Genomic DNA, 21,392 nt, shown 5'->3' on the forward strand with positions numbered 1-21,392 from the left:
TCTCCGAACATGGGGATTTCGACATTCACTCGTCATTGGTGCGTTGTGTGGCTCTCCGCGCCACAGGTGGGCTACAATTTCCGCACATCGATGCGCTGCATCAGCAGATGCTCCTGGCCGGGCTGCACAGTGACGACATCCTCGCCTGCGTTGGCGGCTTCGATGCAGAGAAACTCGGGGTAGGCTTCGTCGGGGAGATCGGCGAGGCGCTTGGATTTTTCGATCCACGGATTCCACACCACCGTGGCCAGGCTGCCAGCTTTTTCGATGACGAGTTCGCGCTTCCAGAGCGGATCATGCACGATGACGGTGGCATCGGAGATGTACATGCGGTCCACTTCCTGATCGATGCCGATGGTGCCGTGCTGCGGGCGTTTGTCGGGTGAGAGGCGGCCTTCGACGTACTGCGTGCCATGCAGGCCATGGATGGCGACTTTGCGCACGTCCTCCACATTGAAGTAGGTATGCAGCGCACCGGTCATGCTCCATGCGGCGGAGTCGGTATTGGTCACTTGCAGGGTGACCTGCAGCGAAGCGCCCATGTGGACGTGCAGCCTGGCTGAAAAAGCGTGTGGCCAGAGGGCTTTCGTGGCAGCGGAATCAGACAGCTTGAGAACGATCTCCACGCCTGTCTCGGATTCGCGGGCCACATCGACCTCCCAGGTCACCTGACGCACAAAGCCATGGGCCGGTTTGCTGCTGTCCGTGGGGTTCGGGCCAAACCAAGGCCAGCAAACAGGGATGCCACCGCGGATGGGCTTCCCAGTTTCCAGCACCGCATCGGCGCTCATGAAGAGCACGGGATCGTGCCCTTCGGGAATCCAATCGGTGACGTGAGCTCCGTTCAGCGCGATGCGACCCGACGCAGCGGGATGCTCGATGACAAGAATGGGATAACCTGCGGGTTCTTCGATGAGTGAAACGGAAGGAGGGAGTGTCATGCGGGCGCACTCATATCCTGAAGCTCGCCGGCAGCAACTCCGCCATCGTCATTGCCACTGGTTTTCCATCGCGCAGAAACCAGATGGGCGTGTCCGGCCATGCAAATTCTGCGATGACCTGACGGCAGGCCCCACAGGGAGGGAACTCATGCCCAAGGGCGATGACCGCCAGTTCGGCGATCTTCATGCCGGGGCCCTCCTCTGCGACGGCGCGGAAGATGGTGTTGCGCTCCGCGCAGATGGTCAGGCCGTAGCTCGCATTTTCGACATTGCAGCCGGTGAAGAGATTGCCCTGCGCCGTCAGCAGCGCACAGCCGACCTGGAAGCGCGAGTAGGGGGCGTAGGCTTTCGCGGCGGCGGCAGTGGCGCTTGCCAGGAGGGTGGAGGCAGGGGGCATTACTTTTTCTTTTTCTTCTTCGGTTCGGCTGCGGGTGGTGATGCTGGTGTTGGAGAAGCAGGTTGCGGGCCGTCTTTGATCAAGCCAGCTCGCATGAGTTTTTCTTTAGCAGCATCCACTTTGAGTCCACCGGTGGGGAGTTCGAAGCCGAGGTTGTCGCCATTGGGGGTGAAGCCATTGCCGTTGGCATCCACATAGATGGGGTTGTTGTAGGCGCAGGGGCGCACCTTGGCGTAGTCGCTGGTGCCGTAGCCGATTTTTTGATCGCCGTCTTCGTCGATGGCGACGACGATGAGGTGGGCGTCATTTTGCAGAGGCACGTGGATTTTTTCGTCAAACTTGACCACGCCGTCCTTGAACATCTGCGGGTGGGATGCGCGGGTGAAATTGAGCTTGGGATCGGGGCGGCTGTTGACGAGAACCTGCACGCGATCGATGTCCATCCAGTCGGTGCATTGCACGCGCACTTTCAAATCGATGCCGCCGGTGGAACGGTCATCATCTCCGGCGATCTTGCCGTTCTGGGTGGTGACTTCGAGGAAGGGGCCGGTGCTGAGCACGAGGTGGCCGGCCTTCGCATGCGGGGAGAGTTCGGCCCAGTCGATCTTGGCGGGTTCATCGGTACTGCTGGGCAGGTAGCAGCGCCAGCAGCCGACACCGTTGCCGTAGACTGAGTGAGCATCTGCCACACCGACGGCGGTGACGCGCAGGCCTTGATTCAAGAGCTGACGCCAGACAAATTCACGAACTGCACTGACCTTCATGGCCAAGGAGCCGGCAGGGCGGCTCAAGCGGAATGGCGCGTCAGCGAGGATGTCTGTGCCTGCACCGTTTTGGGATTCGGCACCATCGATCATGCTGCCAACGCCGACGAAGCCGCCGTCTTCAATGCCGTCGCTGTCGCGGTCCACGAACATGTTGGAGAGGTCAGGGTGGTTGAACTGAATCCAGCGGTCCGCGCGCTCGGTCTGCCAGCGGCGCAAGGTGAGGACGGTGATGCGGGGGTCATCATTCCAATCAGGTGCGCCGCCGTTTTGCTTGAGAGGCTCGGGCTCAAACGGGAAGGCATTGACGTGCTGGCGGCTGCCGGTGAGTTCGATGCCTTTGACGGTCTTGATGTGGGCTTCGAGGCCGAGTGCCTTGATGGTGGGCTCCCAATCGTAGAAGCGGTTGTGCTCGGTGGTGGGGGTGAACTCCAAGTTTTCTGCGGCGATGTTGATGAGGCGGCCGTCCGTATCGCAGACGTTGTCACCGCTGGGGGTGCTGTGATTGTGGAAGTCGGCGCTGATCCAGCCTTTGGTATCGACCACGCGTTTGAGAGTGCCTTTGAAGACGGACTCTTTGCCAGCTTCGACGATCACTTCCTGCTCCAGATGGGAATACTCTGGGCCACGAACCACGACGACGCGGTATTTGCCCGGAGGAAGCTGCTGAGTGAACTGGCCGTTTTCGCTCATGTACTGATCCACGCAGCCATGCGCGCGCCATTTGGGGCCGAGGTCGAGTTTGGGCGCGTCTTGGTCGAGGGGGGCGAAGTGGGCCTTGCAGGGGATGGGTTTGCCGGATTCGTCGGTGATGTTGAAGCGAATGCGGGCGGCGTCTGGAAGGATCACTTTGGGGGTGAGTGCTGCGCCTTCACCTATGGTGATAGCAATCTTGGCCTGAGTGCGTCCCAGGTCCTCGATCTGCAACTCCACTGGACCTTGCGGCAGCTTGAGACTGAATTTGCCTTCGTCATCGGGATAGGCAGGAATGCCTTTTGCGCCCTCGGGAACCACGATCCTGGCTGTTGTGATGCCTTTGTTTTTGGCATCCAGAATCAGTCCGTCCACGCTGCCCAGCTTGCCCCCTTTGACGGAGCGGAACTCACCCACGGCCTGTGCAGGCGAGGTGCCGATGGCGAAGAAGCGCGAGATGACGACTTCCTGCTTGGGCGCGAGCTCCATGGTGTCTTCGATCTTTTCTGCGCCGGTGACATTGAGCGTGCCGACGGCGTAGCCGCACTTGTGGGCGGGATTGATGGCATCGGTCCAGAAAATGCCATCGGTCGTCGTGCCGGTGGAATCAAAGCGGGTGAAGTCGGACTTGGTGAAGGTCTTCAGCGGCTTGTCGGTTTCGTTGCGCAGTGTGGTGGTGATAAAGACGCCCTGCGTGCCGTCTTTGACGCGGTATTCATGCCTCTTGTAGACGCCGCCGTTCTTTGCGGCGGTGGTGACGGATTCCACGGCGGCCTCGCCCTTTTCCTTCGAGTCGATGATCTTCACGTAGCTCACATTGCCGTGCCCGCAGGGGCCATACACGACGAGCTGGTCGTTGTTCGCACCGCGCAGGGTCAAATCGTAGAGGCAGCCGGGGGTGACGCCGTCTTCACCGTAGAAGGTGCTCATGTTGGCTCTGCGATTGGGCGAGTTCTGCGAGATCAGGGCTTCCACCTTGTCGCTGCGCAAGACGAAGTCGCCGAGGATGCCGTCTGCCTCCTTGCCTTTGGGAAGTTCGGTTTCGCGGCCTAGCGCGGCTTCAAAGACTTCGGCGGCAGGCACGGAGCTTGCGATAAGGAGGGAGAGCAGGATGGCTGACTTCATGGTTGGGAGCGAAAGCTGTAACCAACGGACTTCGGAGTGACATCTTGTGAACGGAAACAATTTAGTTAGTTTAGCGCGTGTCTTTTCCTAGCAAACGCCTCCTGTGGCTCGATCTCTTCCGTGGTCTGGCCGTGCTGGGCATGGTCTGGACTCACTCGGCGAACACGTTTCTCGACGCCCGGCTGCAGCACACGGGGTGGTATCACGAGCTTACTTACTACCATGGACTGATCGCCCCGGCGTTTTTCTGGATCGCCGGATTTGTGCGGGCGCATGTGACATCGGCGGCGGCGAAGCCTGCGCTGCCTGCCTTGAAAAGGCTGCTGATGGTGCTGCTCATAGGCTACCTGATGTATGTTCCGTGGCTGGATCTGTTCCATGCTCAGGCATGGCGTGCGGCGTGCACGGTCAATGTGCTGCACTGTCTGGCCATCAGCGGCATGCTGATGCTGCTGGCGGAGCGCTTTGGCCGGTGGAGGCAGGTGGTGGTGGCCATGATGCTGGTCTTCTTTGTGGGACTGCAAAAGTCGGCGGAGAGCTGGCACACGGGGGTGCTCATTATTGATCAGTATTTCAACCGCAACCAAGGCTCACTCTTTGCGCTGTTTCCGTGGGTGGGTTTCGGGCTGGCTGGATTTCTGACGCGTTGGCTGTGGGACGGGACGGCGGGCCGCCATGCGGCGGTGGTCTTTATTTTGGGCGCGCTTTTGGCCTTTGCGCAGCCGTATTCACCATGGCCGGGCGGGCAGCCGGAGTTCTTTCTGGAGCGTCTCGGCTGGGTGATGATGTCCGCTGTGCTGGTGGCTTGCGTGGCGGACCGTCTCAGCGCCATCACCGGCTGGCTGCGGCTGGCGGGCCGAGAATCGCTGCTGCTATATGTGGTGCATTTGCTGCTGATCCACGCGGTGCCGCTGCCGCGTCTGCCCTTGCAGTTTCTCATTGGAATGACCCAGCCGCTGTGGGCGGTGTTTGGAATTTTTGTGGGGCTGTTTGTCGTATCGCTGGGGCTGGGGTGGTATAACGAACGGCGAAAGATGCGCCGATAGCGGGGTCACGTTGAGGATCAATGGCAAGAGGCTTGCAGTTTAGGGCGTAGTTTAAGACTACCCATGATCCAAAGTCGCCACGTTCTTGCCTTCATCCTGTTCACCTCCTCGCTCGCTGCGGAAGTGGCGAAGGTGCATCCCGCACAAGCGATGGGGCTGCTGAAGACGCAGTGCCTCGGCTGTCATAATGCAGAAAAGAAGAAGGGCGGACTGTCGCTAGAAACGCGTGAACTGGCCCTGAAGGGCGGCGAAAATGGTGCCGCCATCGCCGGAGATGCGGATCACAGCGCCTTGATCAAAGCGCTGAATGATCCGGGCGATGCCCACATGCCGCCGAAGAAGCAGATGCCGGAGAAGCAGATCAACCTGCTGAAAGCTTGGGTGAATGCGGGCGCGCCCTGGGATGATGCAGCGCTGAAGAAATTCGGTGAACTGACGCCTGCGGACAAACTGACGGCGCTGCCTGCAAGCCACACGCCTGCGGCGGCGATGGCGCTGAGTGCGGATGGCAAACTCCTGGCTGTGGGGCGGGGCAACCGGGTACTGATTCGTGATGTTACGGCGAAGGATGCGCCGGTGGTGGCGACGCTGGAAGGTCACAAGGATGTGGTGCAGTCGTTGGCCTGGAATGCGGATGCTTCGCTGCTGGCGGCCGGTGGTTACCGGAGTGTGCTGGTGTGGAAGGCTCCGGCATGGGAAGTCGCGCACACTTTGACGGCACCGCTGGAGGGGCGGGTCACGGGTGCTGTGTTTCTGCTGGATAATGCCACGCTGATTTTGGCCGATGGGGCTACGAGCCTGAAAGGGGTGCTACACCGCTGGAAGCTCGGCGAGCCGAAACCGGCGCAGACAGTGGAGGCGCATGCGGACAATGTGTTGAGTCTGGCCATGAGCCGCGATGGCAAACAGATCGCCACTGGCGGTGCAGACAATCAGGCCAAGGTGTGGGATGCGGCAACACTGAAGGAAACTGCCAAGATCGAGGGGCATGTGGGGCACATCGTGGCGCTGGGATTCAGCACGGATGGCAAGTGGCTGGCTACTGGCAGCGCGGACAAAGACCTGAAAGTCTGGGACATCGCCAGCAAGGAGATGATCATGCTGCTGGGAGATAAAACTTCGCCAGTGAACGCGCTGCTGTGGTCGCCGGATTCCACCAAACTGACATACTTCAATGACAACGGCAGCGTGCATGGCGTCACGGAATTGAAGGCGCATGATGGAGTGCGTCTTGCCTTCACCTCGGGGACGGACAAGAAGATCGGTACTCTCGAAGACGTGCCGAATGCGGCGGTGATGACGGCGGATGGCAAGAATGTCTATGCCGCCACCGATGCGGGTGATGTCTTCCAGATCGATGAGAAGCAGAAGGTCACGAAACTGAGCGGTCCTGCGGCTGCGCCTGCCACGCCCAATCCCAAGGCTCTCTCCTTCACGCAGGACATCCTGCCGGTACTGAGCAAAGCGGGGTGCAATCTGGGCAGTTGTCATGCGAAGTCGTCCGGACAGGCGGGCTTTAAACTTTCCATTTTCGCCTTCGATCCGAAGGGGGACTACATGGAACTGGTGAAGGACTCGCGCGGGCGTCGTGTGTTCCCCGCATTGCCGGAAGACAGTCTGCTGCTGCAAAAGTCTGTGGTGCGCGTGCAGCATGAGGGCGGGCAGCGGTTTGAGCCGGACTCCGAGTCGGCGAAGACCATCGCGGAATGGATTCGGCAGGGCATGCCGTATGAAACCCCGGGACAGCCTGCGCTCACGGGCATCGAGGTGGTGCCTGCTGAAAAGACGTATCGCAAGAATGAAGCGGGCGCTTTGAAGGTCACGGCGAAGTACAGCAATGGAACGACCCGTGATGTGACGGGGCTGACGGACTACATTTCCTCCGAGAAATCCATCGCTGCGGTGGATGAAGAAGGTCACATGAAGACCACAAACGAAAGCGGTGAGACGGTCATCGTGGCGCGTTACATGGGGCAGGTGGCCATCTCGCGCGTGGCAGTGCCTGCGGACAAGCTGCTGCCGCCGGAACGCTACGCCAAGCTGACCGTGCGCAATGAGATCGACAAGCTCGTGTATGCGCGCCTGCAAAAGCTCGGCCATTTGCCCAGCGACACCTGCACGGATGCGGAGTTTCTGCGCCGCACGACGCTGGATGCCATCGGCATGCTGCCGACGGTGGACGAAGCACGCGCCTTTGTGGCGAACAAGGATCCCAAGAAGTACGAGCAATGGGTGGATGCGCTGCTGCAGCGCCCCGAGTGGGCCGACCACTGGGCCATCAAATGGGGAGACCTGATTCGTCCGAATCCTTCGCGTGTCGGCGTGAAGCCGGTTTATCTGCTTGATCAGTGGATCCGCCAAAGCTTCCGCGAGAACAAACCCTGGGACCGCTTTGTGCGCGAACTGCTCACGGCGCAGGGCAACACGCATCAGGACGGGCCTGTGGCGGTCTGGCGCGACAAGCGTGATCCTGTGGATGCGGCGACCTTCGTGGGACAGATTTTCCTTGGTGTGCGTCTTGAATGCGCCAAGTGTCATCACCATCCGACGGAAAAGTGGGACATGACGGACTATTATCAGATGGCCGCGTTCTTCACGCAGATGAAGCGCAAGGGGCAGGGGATCTCTGCGCCGATTAGCGGTGAGCCGGAGCAGATGTGGTTTGCGCCGGGCAACGCGGGTATTGAGCATCCTGTGACCAAGGCCACGCTGAAACCACGCCCGCCTGCCGACAAGGAAATCACCATCGCGGAAACGCAAGACCCGCGCGCGGTGCTGGCGGACTGGATGACCAATCCGCACAACCCTTATTTTGCGCCTGCCCTTGTGAACCGTGTATGGTCCAGCTTCATGGGGCGCGGCATCGTCGATCCTGTGGATGATTTCCGCGCTTCGAACCCGCCAACCAACGGGCCGCTGCTGGACTGGCTGGCGCAGGATTTCGTGAAGCACGGCTACGATTTGAAGCACCTCATGCGCAACATCATGCTGTCGCAGACCTATCGCCTCAGCAGCCTGCCGAATGAGACGAACGTCGCTGATTTGAAAAACTACAGCCGCAGCTACCGTCGTCGTTTGCCTGCGGAAACGTTGCTGGATGCCGTGTGTGAGGTCACCGATGTCCATGAAACCTTCTCCGGCATGCCGGCTGATGCGCTGGCGAAGCAGACGTGGAATCACAAGCTGGAAAGCCAGTTCATGGATGCCTTTGGCCGCCCCAATGCCAGTTCCGAATGCCCCTGCGAACGTGATGCCAAGCCCAGTGTGGTGCAGGCGCTGCATCTGATGAACTCGACGAAACTGCAGGAGATGCTGACCAGCAGCAAGGGTCGCGTAACGCGACTCGCCAAGAGCGATCTCAAGCCGGAGCAGATCATGGAGGAGCTCTACCTCGCCTGCTACTCACGCCTGCCCACTGCCGAAGAAGCGGCGATTGCGGGCAAGGCTCTGGATGTCGGTGTCGCGAACCGGCAGCAAGCGATTGAGGATGTGCTGTGGAGTTTGCTGAATTCGGCGGAGTTTGTGTTTAATCACTGATTGCATGAATTGAGCCTTGGATTTATCCGTCCTGTGTCTCAGCACCCCGGTCGTTCGATGGGGCATGGTCACCACTGCCTCCAAAAAACAATCTGCAAAAAATTGCGGATGTTGACGCCTAGGTTTAGGGCCCTTGGATACGTTCAAAAATGACTCTTTCTGCAAGCACCCCCTGCCAGCCAGCCTTTAAATACCGCCCGGACATTGATGGCCTTCGAGCTCTGGCAGTTCTGCAGGTGCTTATCTATCATGCCAAGCTTGGTTGCCCGGGCGGTTTTGCGGGAGTGGACGTTTTTTTTGTCATTTCCGGCTATGTGATCACCTCACTCATTGTCCGGGAGATGGCGGAAGGCTCATTCAGCATGCCGCAGTTTTGGGAGCGGCGCATCCGGCGCATCCTGCCCGCGCTGTGCGTCGTGCTGGTGTTTGTTCTAGTGACCACCTGGATGTTTTACCTGCCTGAGGATTTCAAACAAGCAGGCCAGTCTCTTCTGTACCAGGCGCTGATGGCTGCCAACTTTTACTTTCGGGGAAATGGCGACTACTTCGCTCCGGCGGCCGAAACGAAGCCTCTGCTCCATACTTGGTCACTGGCAGTGGAGGAGCAGTTTTACCTGTTCTTTCCGCTGCTGCTGACCTTCCTCATGCGGCCCCGGTCCTCCAAATGGAAGCACTACATTCTCGGGATCACCGTTGGCTCATTTATCCTCGGGTCGGTCGGTGCCTATTCATCCCACAATTATCGTTCAGCCTTCTACCTTCTGCCATTCCGTGCCTGGGAGCTGCTTGTCGGTGTATTGCTGGCCATCTACTGCCCAAGACCCCAAGTTAAAAGGTGGGTGAGTGAGGCATCCGGCCTTCTGGGGCTGGGGCTGATCTGCATGACGATGCTTGCTTATGATGATCACATGCACTTTCCAGGCCCTGCAGCACTGGCCCCATGTCTCGGGGCGGCGCTCATCATCTTTTCGAGTGGCTCAAGTCCCTCTATCGTCGGGCGACTGCTTTCATTTCCCCCTTTTGTCTTCATAGGACTGGTGTCCTACTCGCTGTATCTCTGGCATTGGCCTTTGCTGACATTGTCCCAGTATCTCTCCGCTCATGAGCTGAGCACTTCCAGCCGCATTCTGTTGCTGTTGCTGAGCTTTGCACTTGCCGTGCTCTCCTGGAAACTAATCGAAACGCCTTTCCGTCGTCGACAGTGGCTCGGTGAACGCCGCCAGATTTTTAAATTTGCAGGGATCACCACGGCATTGTTTCTCGCCCTGGCGTCCACAGTGTGGATTTTCAATGGCTTTCCGGCGCGATTCCCCGCCAAAGCACTTGCTTACGCCTCCACTCATATGGACAACCAGACTCAGGATGGTTACAAAAAGTTTCACGACCAGGCCGGCACGTTCCAAGGCAACGGCTGGAATTTCATCGAGTTTGGTTCTGACAAAGTCACCCAGCCGATCAGCCTTCTTCTGTATGGAGACAGCCATGCCGCAGCGGCCGCCCCTGCCTTGGACCTTGTCTGCCGCGAGGCTTCGCTGCGTGCTCTCATGCCAGCCCGTCGAGCAACTCCTCCGGCCGTGAAGGACAGCCCCACTCCCTATCAACCGCCCAGCAAAAGGGCGCCCAAAGTCTCCCAAGATATTGTGGACTTCGTTGCCGAGCAGCACATCAAACATGTCATCTTCATCTGCAGGTGGAAGCTGTATGGGCCATTAGACGAACTTAGAGACGATCTTGTCACCTCAATGCGAGCCCTCATGGCGGCAGGTGCCCAGGTGATCGTGTTCAAAGGTCTGCCCGAACATGACAGTGACGTACCCCGTGTGGCTGCTCTCACCGTTTTGCGGAAGCGCGACTTTGACACCCTTGGCATCAGCAAGGAGCAGCACCAAAAGGTCAGCGCCCCAATGGCTGAGATCTTTGCCAAACTCACTGAGATGGGAGTCACCGTGGTGGATCCGTCCGATCTCTTTCTCAACAGCAGCGGCAACTATCGTGTGATTCAGAATGACAAACTCCTCTACCATGACAACAACCACCTCACACCCGCTGGGGCGGAACTCTTGGTTCCTTTTTTCAGGTCTCTGGTACAAAAGTTTTAAAGCATTCCATTCACGCTGAGGGCATCGAAATTCCACGAGTAGGGCCATCTGCGGACACCCGTGTCATTAATTGAGCAGGACTTTTGACCACCCTCGCAAGAATGCCTGATATTTCGCGTAGTCTGCTCATACCAATGACTCGTTTTACTCACAACTGCGCCGGTCACATGCGGCGTGATTTTCTGAAGCTCGGTCTCACCGCTGCCGGTGGCGGCTTGGGCTTCACAGATCTGCTGCGTGCACGAGCCATGGCAGCGCAGGCTCCGCAGCCTTCGATCGCTCGGCCCGTAAACTGCATTCTGGTGTGGCTGGATGGTGGTCCATCGCATTACGAGATGTTTGATCCGAAGCCGGATGCTCCGAGTGAGATCCGGGGTTCATTGGGCACGATCCCGACCAGTGTTCCAGGGGTGCGCTTCTCTGAAAGTGTGCCTCACCTGGCCAAAGCGGCGGACAAGTTCACCGTGCTGCGCAGCGTGACGCACAAGGATCCGAACCACGGCGGCGGCAATCATTACATGATGACGGGCGCGCCGACACCGGTGCCGGTGGGCTGTGGTGCCTTCGTGACCTTTCATCCGTCTTTTGGCAGCGTGGTGAGCTACAAGCGGGGCATCAAAAATGGTCTGCCCGCCTACATGACACTGCCGAGCATCACTCGCAGCGGTGGCCCCAATTTCCTCGGTGCGGAGCATGCGCCGTTTGTTGCCGGTGGTGACCCGAATTCGAAGGGCTTTAAGGTGCGCGACGTGGTGCTGCCTTCCGAGATTTCCGATGCACGCGGACTCGCACGCCGTGATCTGCGTCATTCGCTGGACCGCATGAAGCGTCTGAATGATGCCGTGGCGGAAGATCCGGCGGTGAGCTTTGACACTTTCTACGGTCAGGCAGTGGATCTGATCGCCTCCAAGCCGGCGCAGGAAGCTTTCGATATTTCTCTGGAAGACGAAAAGACGCGGGATCTCTACGGCCGCAATGATTTGGGCCAGCGCATGCTGCTGGCGCGACGTCTTGTGGAAGTGGGTGTGCCTTTTGTCACCGTGAACTACGGTGGCTGGGACCATCACCGCGATCTGTTCAAGACCTGCAAAGGTGAATTCATGAACAAGTTTGACCAGGGTATGGCCGGCCTGATCACCGACCTTGACCGCCGTGGTCTGCTGGAAAGCACGCTGGTCGTTGCCCTCGGAGAATTTGGACGCACGCCGAAGATCAACAAGGATTCGGGCCGCGACCACTGGCCGGGCGCGATGAACATCCTGTTCGCAGGCGCGGGAGTCCCACGTGGCGGCATCGTTGGTGCCACCGATCCGAAGGGCTACTACGCCAGCGACAACATCTATTCGCCGGAAGATTTTGCCGTGACGCTTTACAACAAGCTCGGCATTGATCCGCACCAGGTGCTGCACACAGGCAGCGGACGTCCGGTGCAGTTGATCAACGGCGGCAGGCCCATCCGCGAACTGTTTGCGTGATGCGCCGGGAACTGACGAATGACGAATGCAGAATGACGAATGGCCGCCGTGTGCTGGCTTTCGTCATTCTGTGCTCCGCCTTTATTACTTCGGCATTCGCTGCACCGCATGCGTTTGAAAGTCTGTTTCCAGCAGGAGGGCAGATTGGCGGCCGGGTGGAGACGCTGGTGAGCGGCAAGGGACTGGAGAAGGAGACGCTCTTGGTCTGGAGCAGCGATCCGCATGTGGTGGTGCTGGGCGGTGACAAGCCGAAAAAGTTCTATTTGAACATCTCCAAAGATGCTGTGCCGGGCCCGTGCCTGATCAGGCTGTACAACGAAGCGGATGCCTCGCCACCTCGAATCATCGAGGTGGGCAAATTTGAAGAGGTGCTGGAAAAGGAGCCGAATGACACTCTGGCCGATGCCAAGCAGGCTGAGGGCAAGATGAATGTGACCTTCAACGGCGTGCTGGAGAAGGCGGGCGATGTGGACACCTTCGCCATCCGGGCGCAGAAGGGGAAACGCATCCGGTTTGATCTGCATGGCTACGCCTTGGGTTCACCGATGGACCCCGCGATGCGGCTGCTGAACGAACGGGGTGTTGAGATCGCTGCCGGGCATGACACACACAATCTCGATCCGCGCATTGAATACACGCCTGCTGCCGACGGCGCTTTGTTTGTGCAGCTTTTCGCGTTTGCGCATCCGCCTGCGGCTGATGTCGCCCTTAAAGGCAGCGCGAGTCATGTGTATCGGCTCACGGTGACGGATGTGGCAAAGGCCGTGGCGGCTTTGAGCCAGCCGGGGAAAATCACGCTGCCAGCGGTGCTCAATGGCTGCATCAGCAAGGCGGCGGAAGAGGATGCCTACACGTTCACAGCGAAGAAGGGTGATGATTTGCAGATCAGCGTGCGTGCGCAGCGCGTGCGCAGCCTGCTGGATGCCACGCTGCGGATCGAGGATGAGGCGGGCAAATCTCTGCAGCAGGCGGATGATGCCGACAAAGACAGCCTGGACCCCACGCTGCGCTGGAAAGCGCCGAAGGATGGTGAGTTTAAATTGATTGTGGGCGACCGGTTTCAACATGGCAGCGCCGAGCATCTGTATGAGCTGACGGTGAAGCCGTTTGTGGCTTCACTTACGGCCACGCTGGATACCCATGCTTATCGTTTGGAGGCTGGAAAGTCGGTGGAGGTGAAGGTCACGGTGAAGACGAACGGAACCTTCGCAGGAAAGATCAAAGCGCAGGCGGTGCAGTTGCCTGCAGGTGTCACAGCGGAGAGCGTGGATGTGCCGGCGAAGGGGGGTGAGGTGAAGCTGACGCTGAAGGCGACGGCGGAGGTGGTGGCGAATCAGGCACCGTTTGCCGTGGAGATTGTGACCAGCGCACCGGATGCGGTGGAGACGGTGAAGGCGAGCTATGCGATTCCGTTTACTGAGCCGCGAGGGGATTTGCTGATCATGACTGACACGCATCCGTGGCTGACGGTGGTGGCGAAGAAGCCGTGAGGTGCGAGCTTAGCACAGGGCAGACTTTGTGCGGTGGGGTTGGGGAGATTTGAGGGCGCTGGTCGACAGGCATGAGTGCCTGTCGTACTTCAAGCGGCGGGGCCGCTTCCCCAGGCACCACCGCCGGGGGTTTGGATGGTGACGCGGTCTCCGGGTTGGACGGGGAAGGAGGTGCAGCCTTCGAGTGTTGTTGATTGCCCATCGCGCAGCAGGGTTTGGTGGCCGGTTTTTCCGGCGGAGCCGCCGTGAAGACCGAAGGGTGATTCCACGCGATGCTGAGTGAGGAGGCTGACGGTGAGAGGGGCGAGGAACTCGAATTCGCGAATGACGCCATCGCCGCCGTGCCATTGGCCGATGCCGCCTGAGTGGCGGCGGATGGCGAACTGGCGGAGGCGCACGGGGTAGCGTTGTTCGATGATCTCGGGGTCGGTGATGGCGGTGTTGGTCATGTGCGTGTGAAGCGCACTGGCACCGTGGTAGCCATCTCCAGCACCGGAGCCACCGGCGATGGTTTCATAGTACCCGAAGCCGGCTCCGCCGAAGAGGAAATTGTTCATGGTGCCCTGGCTGCAGGCCTGGAGGCCGAGGGCTTTGATGAGGGTGTCGACGAGGCGCTGGCTGACTTCGACATTGCCGCCTACGACTGCGGGATCGCGCGCCGCATCGCCTGTGAAGGTGGGATTGAGCAGGGATTCGGGGCAGAGGATTTCCACGGGCTCCATCAGTCCTTCATTCAGGGGCAGGTCTTCCTGCAGCATGAGCCGCATCACATACAGCACGGCGCTGCGCACGATGGCGGTGGTGGCGTTCAGATTGCGCGGATGCACGCCGGAGGTGCCGGTGAAGTCGAGGATGAGTTTGCCGTCGGACTTGCGCATGGAGACGGCGATGGTGGAGCCGTCATCGAGTTTCTCCGTTGCTGAAATCGCAGCGGGCAGGCGCTCGATTTGCGAACGCATGACCTGGGCGGAATGATCCAGGATGCTTTGCATCATGGGCTGCAAGGAGTCGTCTGAAAGCGCACGCAGACGCTCGGCGCCGTGCAGGTTGGCGGCAAGCTGGGCGTGCAGGTCGGCGAGGTTGTCAGCGAGATTGCGCGTGGGATGGATGGCGGAGGTGAGCAGGGTGCTGAGCTCATCGAAGCAAGAGACGCCGCCGCGAATGAGGTGACGTGGTGCGATGACGACGCCTTCCTCGATCAAGCAAGTGGCATTGGCGGGCATGGAGCCGGGCGTGATGCCGCCGATCTCGGCATGGTGCGCGCGATTGGCGATGTAGCCGATGAGCGCATTCTTTGAATCATGCACGGGCGTGATGAGCGTCACGTCGGGAAGATGTGAGCCACCGTAGGCGGGGTGATTGGTGATGATGGTGTCGCCCGGCTGCATGGCGACGGCTTGTGCGACTTCGCGCACGCAGACACCGAGGGCGCCGAGATGCACGGGGATGTGCGGGGCGCTGGAGAGCAGGCGTCCGTGGGGATCGAGCAGCGCGCAGGAGAAGTCGAGGCGCTCGCGGATGTTGGTGGAAATAGCGGTGCGGCAGAGAAGGGCACCCATGTCGCTGACGATGGAGTGGAAGCGATGTCGCAGGAGATCGCGCCCCAACGTGGGGGGCGGGCCTGCCGCCTGATCGCAGCGCAGCACATGACCGAAGCCTGCGACCTTTTCCACGCGCCAGCCGGGTGCGATGACGATGGTGCTGAAGGCATCCTGGATCAGCGCGGGGGCTGGTTCGAGAGGCTGGGCGAGAAGTGGTGAGCCCTGAGTGGCGCTCTGGGGCTCGCGCAGAATGATGCGCAGGCTGACGAGTTCGATCTCGCGTTCGGCAGGCGGTTTGTAACCAAACAGGCGTTCGTAAACTGCGGCGTAGAGATGCGGTAAGTCGGCAGGGTCTTGAAACTCCACCTGCAACGGCGTGTCCTGGCCTTTGAGGCGAAGTTCGGCAATCTGTGTGCGCTCTCCGTGCGGTAAAGATGCAAGCTCAGCGGGCAAGATTGCCCGCGCTACTTCCAGAGGCAGGCGGATCTCTTTTTCGATGATGCGTTCTGGCACGGCCTCCTGCAAACCGACGGCGCTGAGGATGCCGGCGTGCTCAGGGACGAGAATTGTCTGCATGCCGAGGGATTCGGCCACGGCACAGGCGTGCTGAGGACCGGCACCACCGAAGGCGAGCAGCGCGTGATCTGCGGGAGCAAATCCTTCGCCAATGGAGATGCGGCGGATGGCATCGGTCATGTGCTCAATGGCGAGGCGCAGCAGGGATTGCAGAAGGTCTGCCTCCGTGCCGGGGCTGCCGGTTTGAGAGTGGAGTTCGCTTAGGCGGCGCTGTGCGGCTGCGATGTCGAGTGGGATGGGAGCGCGAGCGGGATCGAAGCGGCCGAGTAGCAGATTGACATCGGTGATGGTCAGCGGGCCGCCTTTGCCATAGCAGGCGGGGCCGGGATTGGAGCCTGCGCTTTGCGGACCGACGGCGAGACCGTGGTGCGTGAGGTGGCAGATGGAGCCACCGCCTGCGGCGACGGTTTCGATGGCGACGCAGGGCGCGAGCAACTGCATGCCGGCCACGTTTTGAGAGAAGCGGTAGCCGGGGCGGGTGTCGATGCGGGCCACATCGGTGCTGGTGCCGCCCATATCGAAGGTGATGATCTTGGTGATGCCGAGGCGGCGCGCGGCATTGGCGGCGCCGATGGCTCCTCCAGCAGGACCGCTGAGCAGCATGTCCTTGGGCCGGATCTCATCGGCGGATTTGAGACCGCCCGCGCTGGTCATCACCTGCATGTCCGGGGACACGCGGCGGATGCCATTGAGGAAGGACTGCACTGGAGCGTGCAGATAGGCATCGGCCACGGTGCTCTGGGTGCGTGGCAGGAGCTTGGCAAAGGCGGCGGTTTGATGCGAGAGCGTGAGATGCGTGAAGCCGCACTCGCGCAGAATGGTGGCGACGCGAAGCTCATGCTGCGGATGCGCGTGACCATGCAGGAGGGAAATGGCGGCGGTGGTGATGCCCTGCGCGATGCACTCAAGGGCGGACGTGCGAACGTGGGTTTCATCGAGGGGTTCGAGAACCTCGCCGGAGACGCTGATGCGTTCGGGGACTTCGCGCGCGATCTCGTGGAAGATCACGCGCGGTTCATGCTTCAGCGCGAAGAGATCGCTGCGGCGCTGGTCGCCGATTTGCAGGAGGTCGCCGAAGCCGCGGGTGATGAAGAGGGCGATGCGGCCGCCCTTGTGTTCCAGCAGCGCATTGGTGGCACGCGTGGTGGCGATGCGGAGGTTGAGGGGTGGGAACTCGCGCCCGGGCGGGGTGTTGGTCAGAATGCGCGCGCCGAGGACCGGAGCCTCCTCACCGGTGGTGAGTTCCAGCAGGGTGCCGGGTTGCCATGATGGAGAGGAGTCGAGTGTGATCTCTCCTGTGTCATTGTTGAAGGCAGTGATGGTACGGCCTTCCGTGCTGCCAATGTCATTGATGTGGAAGCCTGCAAGGAAACTGGCGGGCAGGGGAGGAAGGCCGGAGAGACGAACATGGATGTTCGTCCTGCTGGCCACGACGGCACGCAGGTGACCGGTGGAAAGTACTTTGCAGCGTGATTCACGGCCCTGAGGGTCGAGAGCGTGGCAATCTGTGAAGGTGCCACCGGTATCGGCTGCGATGCGCCACTTCACGGTTTTTTGGGCGCATCCGGGGGAGTTGCGAAGTCCAGGTCAGGCACCCAGCGCAGTTCCTTGAAGGCATCGTAGTACGGTTCGCAGCTCGGGGCTTTGAAGACAGCCACGCCACGCTTCACCCATTCGTTGCCTTTGTTGGGATCACCCAGGTCAAAAGCAATGGCCGCCTTGCTGAAGTAGTAGGCCGGGGTGTCGTCCATGAAGGTGAAATTTTCTGCGATGATCTGGTCGGCGGCGGGGCGGTGGCCCAGCTTGAGTTCACACAGCGCCCGTTTGTAATGCACGAGGTGGCGGATGACCATGGGCAGCTTGGGGTAGTCCGTGGCCAGTTTGGTGAAGGACTGGAGCGCTGTGGTGAAATCGTGTTTCACAAAGTAGAACTCGGCGAGATTGAACTTGGGCAGCGGACTCTCCGGCTGGAGTTGCGCGGCTTTTTCAAACTGGGGCAGGGCGAGGTCAAAATCACGACGGCGTGGCGCCAGGTAGATGTCGCCGCGCAGGGCGTAGATGTCGGCAAGGTTGGGGTTGAGTTTCTCGGCTGCATCCAGCTTTTCGAGCGCGTCGGTGTAGCGCTGCTTCACGCGCATATCGCGGGCTTCCAGCAGGAGTTTTTTGACCTCATCTGAAACGGGAGCCTTGGCGGGGGCTTGCGCCAGAGCGGCGGAAACTCCAAGCATCAAAAACAAAAGGGGAAAGATCAATCTCATGGCAGAAGGTTAGAACGTGAATGGGAATCAGGCAAGGCGGGTGCGCATGCTGGTTTCGGCACCATCGCACAGGCTGCGGAGGATTTCAGGGCTGAACCACTCAGCTCCAAGTGACAGAATCGTTTCACGCACCATGCCGTCGGCGGAAACGACGCGCATGGGGCGCTCCTGAATGTATTTGGCCACGAGGCGCTCGATGATGGTGTCCGCCGTGGTGCCGGGATCGGCGTAGATGATCTGAAGGCCCTGGGGTTCGCGCTCTTCATTGGTGCCTTGTCTGGCACCATCAAACACGACAACGACCTGCATGCCGCTCATGTCCTGAAGATTGCGCAGACGTTTGAGCAGCTCTGTGCGGGCAAGATGGCGCCGGGAGGCGACACGATGCTCACGCTTCAGTTCCGGCCAGGCGTGGATGACGCTGTGACCGTCGACAAGCAAGTAGGTCAGCGGAGCGGGCATGGGGCCGAGTTAAAGGTTTAAGCTCAAGTTTTCAAGCTGGGAGCCAGTGTGCTGCCAACTTTAAACTTTTCGCTTAAACCTTCGAACTGGGTGCTCAGACCGGAGTGGCTTTGGCCCGCTCGTATTCCTCATTGATGAAGCAAAGTTCGCCGAGGGCGTCTTTGAGAGGATCGATTTCTTTGGCGCTGAAGCCGAGGTGGAGGTGTCTGCGCCAGCCTTCGGCGTATTCGAACCGGCCAGAGAGCCTGCCGATGGCACGGGAGGATTCATCCATGCTGATGAGGTAGGAGTCCATGCCCTGGCTGACGTCGAGCCAGTGTTTCTGGCTTTCGTGAGCGGCGAGGGATTCACGCTTGAGGTCGTGAACGCTGGTGGTGTCCACATACTGCCCGGCTTGAAGTTTCTGGCGCAGGGGATCGCACTGGCCGTGCGGCATGGCGTGATAGACGGTCACGTCGTGCGAATAGGAAGGGAGGTGAGGATCAGTCTGGAAGTTGGGGATGCAGTGCGAAAACGCAGCGGTGACAGCGAGGCGGCATGCCTGCATGTGATCTTCCATGTAGTCAGCAGGGGCATGGGTGAGGACGATGCTGGGCTGGGCCATGCGCACGACGGCGGCGACTTTGCGGAGGTAAGGCACGCAGTAGGTCAGCTCCAGGTCATCGCAAATCGGTGGATAAAAGGTGGCGCCGAGGATGCGCGCGGCCTCTTTTCCTTCTTCGAGACGTTTCTGCGTCGTGGTGGGTCCGTCCATCTGCACGGAGCCGCCGTTGCCGGTGCAGAGATTGATGTAGTGGATGTCCCAGCCGCGCTCTTTGAGCAGCAGCAGGGTTCCGGCGGCGACGAATTCGATGTCGTCAGGATGGGCGAAGATGGCGAGGGCGGAAGGCATTGGGGGGAATTGTTCTCGGTTCTCGGTTCTCGGTTCATGTTTCTCTGTTAACGGCGAACAGAGAACTGAGAACCGCTAAACTGTTTGTTACATGGCGAAGATTTTGTCCATGCGTTCGGTGAGCATCTTGAGGCCGTTGGGGTTGATGCCGCCGCGCTGTTCGCTGATGGCCCAGCCGGTGTAGCCTGCATCATCGAGGGCTTTCATGATGGCGGGCCAGTTGTTGTCGCCTTCGGTGAGGTCGCAGTCGAAGCCTTTGTAGATGCCTTCTTCCTTCATCTTTTTGGTGCTGTACTCTTTGACGTGGATGCGGTTGATGCGCTTGCCAAGCACCTTGATCCACTGCTCCGGCCAGCCGAAACGCAGCACGTTGCCGATGTCGAAATGCCAGCCCACGATGGGATCACCCACTTCATCAAGATAGCGCACGGCTTCGAGCGGACTGAGGATGAAGTTGTTCCAGACGTTCTCGATGGAGATCTTCACGCCGAGCTCTTTGGCCAGCGGCACGGCTTTTTTGATCTCAGCAATGGAGCGGGACCAGGCGACATCATACGGCACTGTTTCATTCACCACGCCGGGCACCACGAGGATGGAATCAGCGCCGTAGGCCTTGGCATCGCGCAGAGTGGTGAGCACGCCCTGCAAACCTTCCTCACGGATCTTGGGATCGTCATGGGTGAGTGTCTGCTTCCAATGCGTGTGGCAGCACACGCTGGCGGCTTGCAGGCCGGATTGGCCGAGCGCATCGATCACTTCCTGATGATTGAGGCCGCCTGCGGGCTCGACTCCTTCATAGCCTGCCTCCTTGGCGAATTTGTATTTCTCAACCAGCGTGCCCTTAATGCCGAGCGTGCCGCCCATGATGGCCTTGCGCAGCTTGCGGGCGGGTTTGGCGGCTTCCTGGGCAGTGATGCCACCGGAAGCGGCAAGGAGAGCGGTGGTGGAGAGAGACTGGATGAAGTGACGGCGTGAAGTCATGGTGTGAGAATACGCATATCCATGGCGTGAGTTGTCACAAACCGTCAATACAAACTTCCCGCATTAGGCAATGCCTAATGCGGGAAGTGAAGTGCTTTGTTGAAGCAATGGTCAGCCGTGGCTTGGAGCCACCGATAACCATCGCAAACTCCCGGCTCAGCCGTTCTTGGCCAGCAATGCCTTGGCAGCTTTCTCGATCTTCGGCAGCAGGTTGGCTGGAAGTTCGGTGAGAAGAGGCAGCACGGGGCCGGTCTGGGCCACGCCGGAGAGTTCGACGGCGTGATGCAGCACGAGGATGGGGCTGTGTGCATTGCGCAGGTCTTCGAGGGCGACGAATTCCTCGCGGATCTTTTCGGCGGTATCCCAGTCTTTCTTCAAGATGGCCTGGAGAAGGGCGGTGGAGCGGGAAGGGGCGATGCAGACGCAGCCTGCGGTGAAGCCGGTGACGCCGAAGTCACGCAGATGGATGATGGATGGCTGCTCGCCGATGCCGCTGACGATGAGCTTGGTGTCCACCAGCTTGATGAGCTTCTTGAGATAAGGGTCCTTCTTGGGATCGGGCTCGACGATGGCGTATTTGATCCAGGAGATCAGGCCGTCATTGACGAGTTCGGCGGCGAGTTCAGGAGTGATGTAGGCACCGTCCTTGATGTAAAGCACGGCCTTGATGCCTGACTTTTCCACGAAATGACGAATGGCCGTGGCGACACCGGCAGGCTTGGAGGGGAAGAGCGTGGGCAGCAGCATCGCGGTGGGGAAGGCGAACTCGCTGAGAATTTTGGCCTGATCCATCGCTGTGCCGTACATCGGTCCAACGGAGGGGACGATCCACATGTCCTCAGGCGCCACATCGACGAGCATCTTCAGCAGGGAGTGGTACTCGCTGGGAGCGATGTTGTAGAGATTGGCATTGCCACCATACAGCAGCGTGCGGATGCCACCTTTGTACATGTGCTTGATCAGCCGGCTGTTTTGCGACTTGGCCAAAGACAGATCTTTGTTCCGGCAAAGTGGTGGCACGGCGATGACGGAGGACTGCAGGTCTTCGAAGGTAACGGGGGTGGTCTTCATGATAGGATCACAGGAGCGCAGACAGCGCAGGCTGCAAAGAAAAA

General features: G+C 59.8%; 14 protein-coding genes. 5 read left to right on the forward strand and 9 right to left on the reverse strand.

Annotated elements, in window-relative coordinates:
* Positions 1-71: 71 nt before the first annotated feature.
* From AC3RLQ_RS06510 to AC3RLQ_RS06520, 3 genes are read right to left on the reverse strand one after another with little or no spacing between them, the layout of a single operon-like run.
* The gene (locus AC3RLQ_RS06510) at positions 72-941 is read right to left on the reverse strand and encodes a D-hexose-6-phosphate mutarotase (protein ID WP_493035453.1); all 870 of its coding nucleotides are present in this window, start codon (positions 939-941) and stop codon (positions 72-74) included.
* 10 nt (positions 942-951) lie between these two features.
* Positions 952-1,338 (reverse strand): cytidine deaminase, encoded by a 387-nt coding sequence (gene cdd / locus AC3RLQ_RS06515; RefSeq protein WP_493035455.1) that lies wholly within the window; start codon positions 1,336-1,338, stop codon positions 952-954.
* Positions 1,338-3,920, reverse strand: coding sequence for a CehA/McbA family metallohydrolase (locus tag AC3RLQ_RS06520; RefSeq protein WP_493035458.1), 2,583 nt, complete (start codon positions 3,918-3,920; stop codon positions 1,338-1,340). Before AC3RLQ_RS06520 ends, cdd begins: the two co-directional genes overlap by 1 nt.
* Before the next feature lie 77 nt (positions 3,921-3,997).
* Between AC3RLQ_RS06520 and AC3RLQ_RS06525 the strand changes: the two genes are divergently transcribed.
* From AC3RLQ_RS06525 to AC3RLQ_RS06545, 5 genes are all read left to right on the forward strand, one after another.
* Complete coding sequence (locus AC3RLQ_RS06525) at positions 3,998-4,966, forward strand: heparan-alpha-glucosaminide N-acetyltransferase domain-containing protein (RefSeq protein WP_493035460.1); 969 nt, start codon at positions 3,998-4,000, stop codon at positions 4,964-4,966.
* A 63-nt stretch (positions 4,967-5,029) separates the two neighbouring features.
* Positions 5,030-8,503, forward strand: coding sequence for a DUF1553 domain-containing protein (locus tag AC3RLQ_RS06530; protein ID WP_493035461.1), 3,474 nt, complete (start codon positions 5,030-5,032; stop codon positions 8,501-8,503).
* Between the two features lie 149 nt (positions 8,504-8,652).
* On the forward strand, positions 8,653-10,602 hold the full coding sequence (locus AC3RLQ_RS06535) for an acyltransferase family protein (protein ID WP_493035463.1): 1,950 nt from the start codon (positions 8,653-8,655) through the stop codon (positions 10,600-10,602).
* 134 nt (positions 10,603-10,736) lie between these two features.
* A complete protein-coding gene (locus tag AC3RLQ_RS06540) occupies positions 10,737-12,077 on the forward strand; it encodes a DUF1501 domain-containing protein (RefSeq protein WP_493035465.1) in 1,341 nt (446 codons plus the stop codon).
* Entirely contained in the window at positions 12,077-13,567 is a 1,491-nt protein-coding gene (locus tag AC3RLQ_RS06545) for a PPC domain-containing protein (RefSeq protein ID WP_493035466.1), read from the forward strand. Before AC3RLQ_RS06540 ends, AC3RLQ_RS06545 begins: the two co-directional genes overlap by 1 nt.
* 89 nt (positions 13,568-13,656) lie before the next feature.
* Here the strand turns inward: AC3RLQ_RS06545 and AC3RLQ_RS06550 are convergent, their stop codons facing one another.
* The 6 genes from AC3RLQ_RS06550 to AC3RLQ_RS06575 form a co-directional block, all read right to left on the reverse strand.
* Complete coding sequence (locus tag AC3RLQ_RS06550) at positions 13,657-17,232, reverse strand: hydantoinase B/oxoprolinase family protein (RefSeq protein WP_493035468.1); 3,576 nt, start codon at positions 17,230-17,232, stop codon at positions 13,657-13,659.
* Complete coding sequence (locus AC3RLQ_RS06555) at positions 17,229-17,942, reverse strand: tetratricopeptide repeat protein (RefSeq protein WP_493035470.1); 714 nt, start codon at positions 17,940-17,942, stop codon at positions 17,229-17,231. Before AC3RLQ_RS06555 ends, AC3RLQ_RS06550 begins: the two co-directional genes overlap by 4 nt.
* A 27-nt stretch (positions 17,943-17,969) precedes the next feature.
* Positions 17,970-18,404, reverse strand: coding sequence for an NYN domain-containing protein (locus AC3RLQ_RS06560; protein ID WP_493035472.1), 435 nt, complete (start codon positions 18,402-18,404; stop codon positions 17,970-17,972).
* Between the two features lie 94 nt (positions 18,405-18,498).
* Positions 18,499-19,296, reverse strand: coding sequence for a PIG-L deacetylase family protein (locus AC3RLQ_RS06565; RefSeq protein ID WP_493035474.1), 798 nt, complete (start codon positions 19,294-19,296; stop codon positions 18,499-18,501).
* Positions 19,297-19,383: 87 nt separating this feature from the next.
* Positions 19,384-20,277: a sugar phosphate isomerase/epimerase family protein gene (locus tag AC3RLQ_RS06570; RefSeq protein WP_493035476.1), complete on the reverse strand. Its 894-nt coding sequence runs from the start codon at positions 20,275-20,277 to the stop codon at positions 19,384-19,386.
* A 156-nt stretch (positions 20,278-20,433) separates the two neighbouring features.
* Positions 20,434-21,348, reverse strand: a complete 915-nt coding sequence (locus AC3RLQ_RS06575) for a dihydrodipicolinate synthase family protein (protein WP_493035478.1) — start codon at positions 21,346-21,348, stop codon at positions 20,434-20,436.
* Positions 21,349-21,392: the final 44 nt, after the last annotated feature.

The sequence above is a fragment of the Prosthecobacter sp. GW821-HT29F12 genome (assembly GCF_058803405.1).

Bases quoted from the DNA above. Each gene is read 5' to 3' on its own strand.
- AC3RLQ_RS06510 (WP_493035453.1), bottom strand. From the start codon at position 941: ATGACACTCCCTCCTTCCGTTTCACTCATCGAAGAACCCGCAGGTTAT.
- cdd (WP_493035455.1), bottom strand. From the start codon at position 1,338: ATGCCCCCTGCCTCCACCCTCCTGGCAAGCGCCACTGCCGCCGCCGCG.
- AC3RLQ_RS06520 (WP_493035458.1), bottom strand. From the start codon at position 3,920: ATGAAGTCAGCCATCCTGCTCTCCCTCCTTATCGCAAGCTCCGTGCCT.
- AC3RLQ_RS06530 (WP_493035461.1), top strand. From the start codon at position 5,030: ATGATCCAAAGTCGCCACGTTCTTGCCTTCATCCTGTTCACCTCCTCG.
- AC3RLQ_RS06535 (WP_493035463.1), top strand. From the start codon at position 8,653: ATGACTCTTTCTGCAAGCACCCCCTGCCAGCCAGCCTTTAAATACCGC.
- AC3RLQ_RS06540 (WP_493035465.1), top strand. From the start codon at position 10,737: ATGACTCGTTTTACTCACAACTGCGCCGGTCACATGCGGCGTGATTTT.
- AC3RLQ_RS06545 (WP_493035466.1), top strand. From the start codon at position 12,077: ATGCGCCGGGAACTGACGAATGACGAATGCAGAATGACGAATGGCCGC.
- AC3RLQ_RS06555 (WP_493035470.1), bottom strand. From the start codon at position 17,942: ATGAGATTGATCTTTCCCCTTTTGTTTTTGATGCTTGGAGTTTCCGCC.
- AC3RLQ_RS06560 (WP_493035472.1), bottom strand. From the start codon at position 18,404: ATGCCCGCTCCGCTGACCTACTTGCTTGTCGACGGTCACAGCGTCATC.
- AC3RLQ_RS06565 (WP_493035474.1), bottom strand. From the start codon at position 19,296: ATGCCTTCCGCCCTCGCCATCTTCGCCCATCCTGACGACATCGAATTC.
- AC3RLQ_RS06570 (WP_493035476.1), bottom strand. From the start codon at position 20,277: ATGACTTCACGCCGTCACTTCATCCAGTCTCTCTCCACCACCGCTCTC.
- AC3RLQ_RS06575 (WP_493035478.1), bottom strand. From the start codon at position 21,348: ATGAAGACCACCCCCGTTACCTTCGAAGACCTGCAGTCCTCCGTCATC.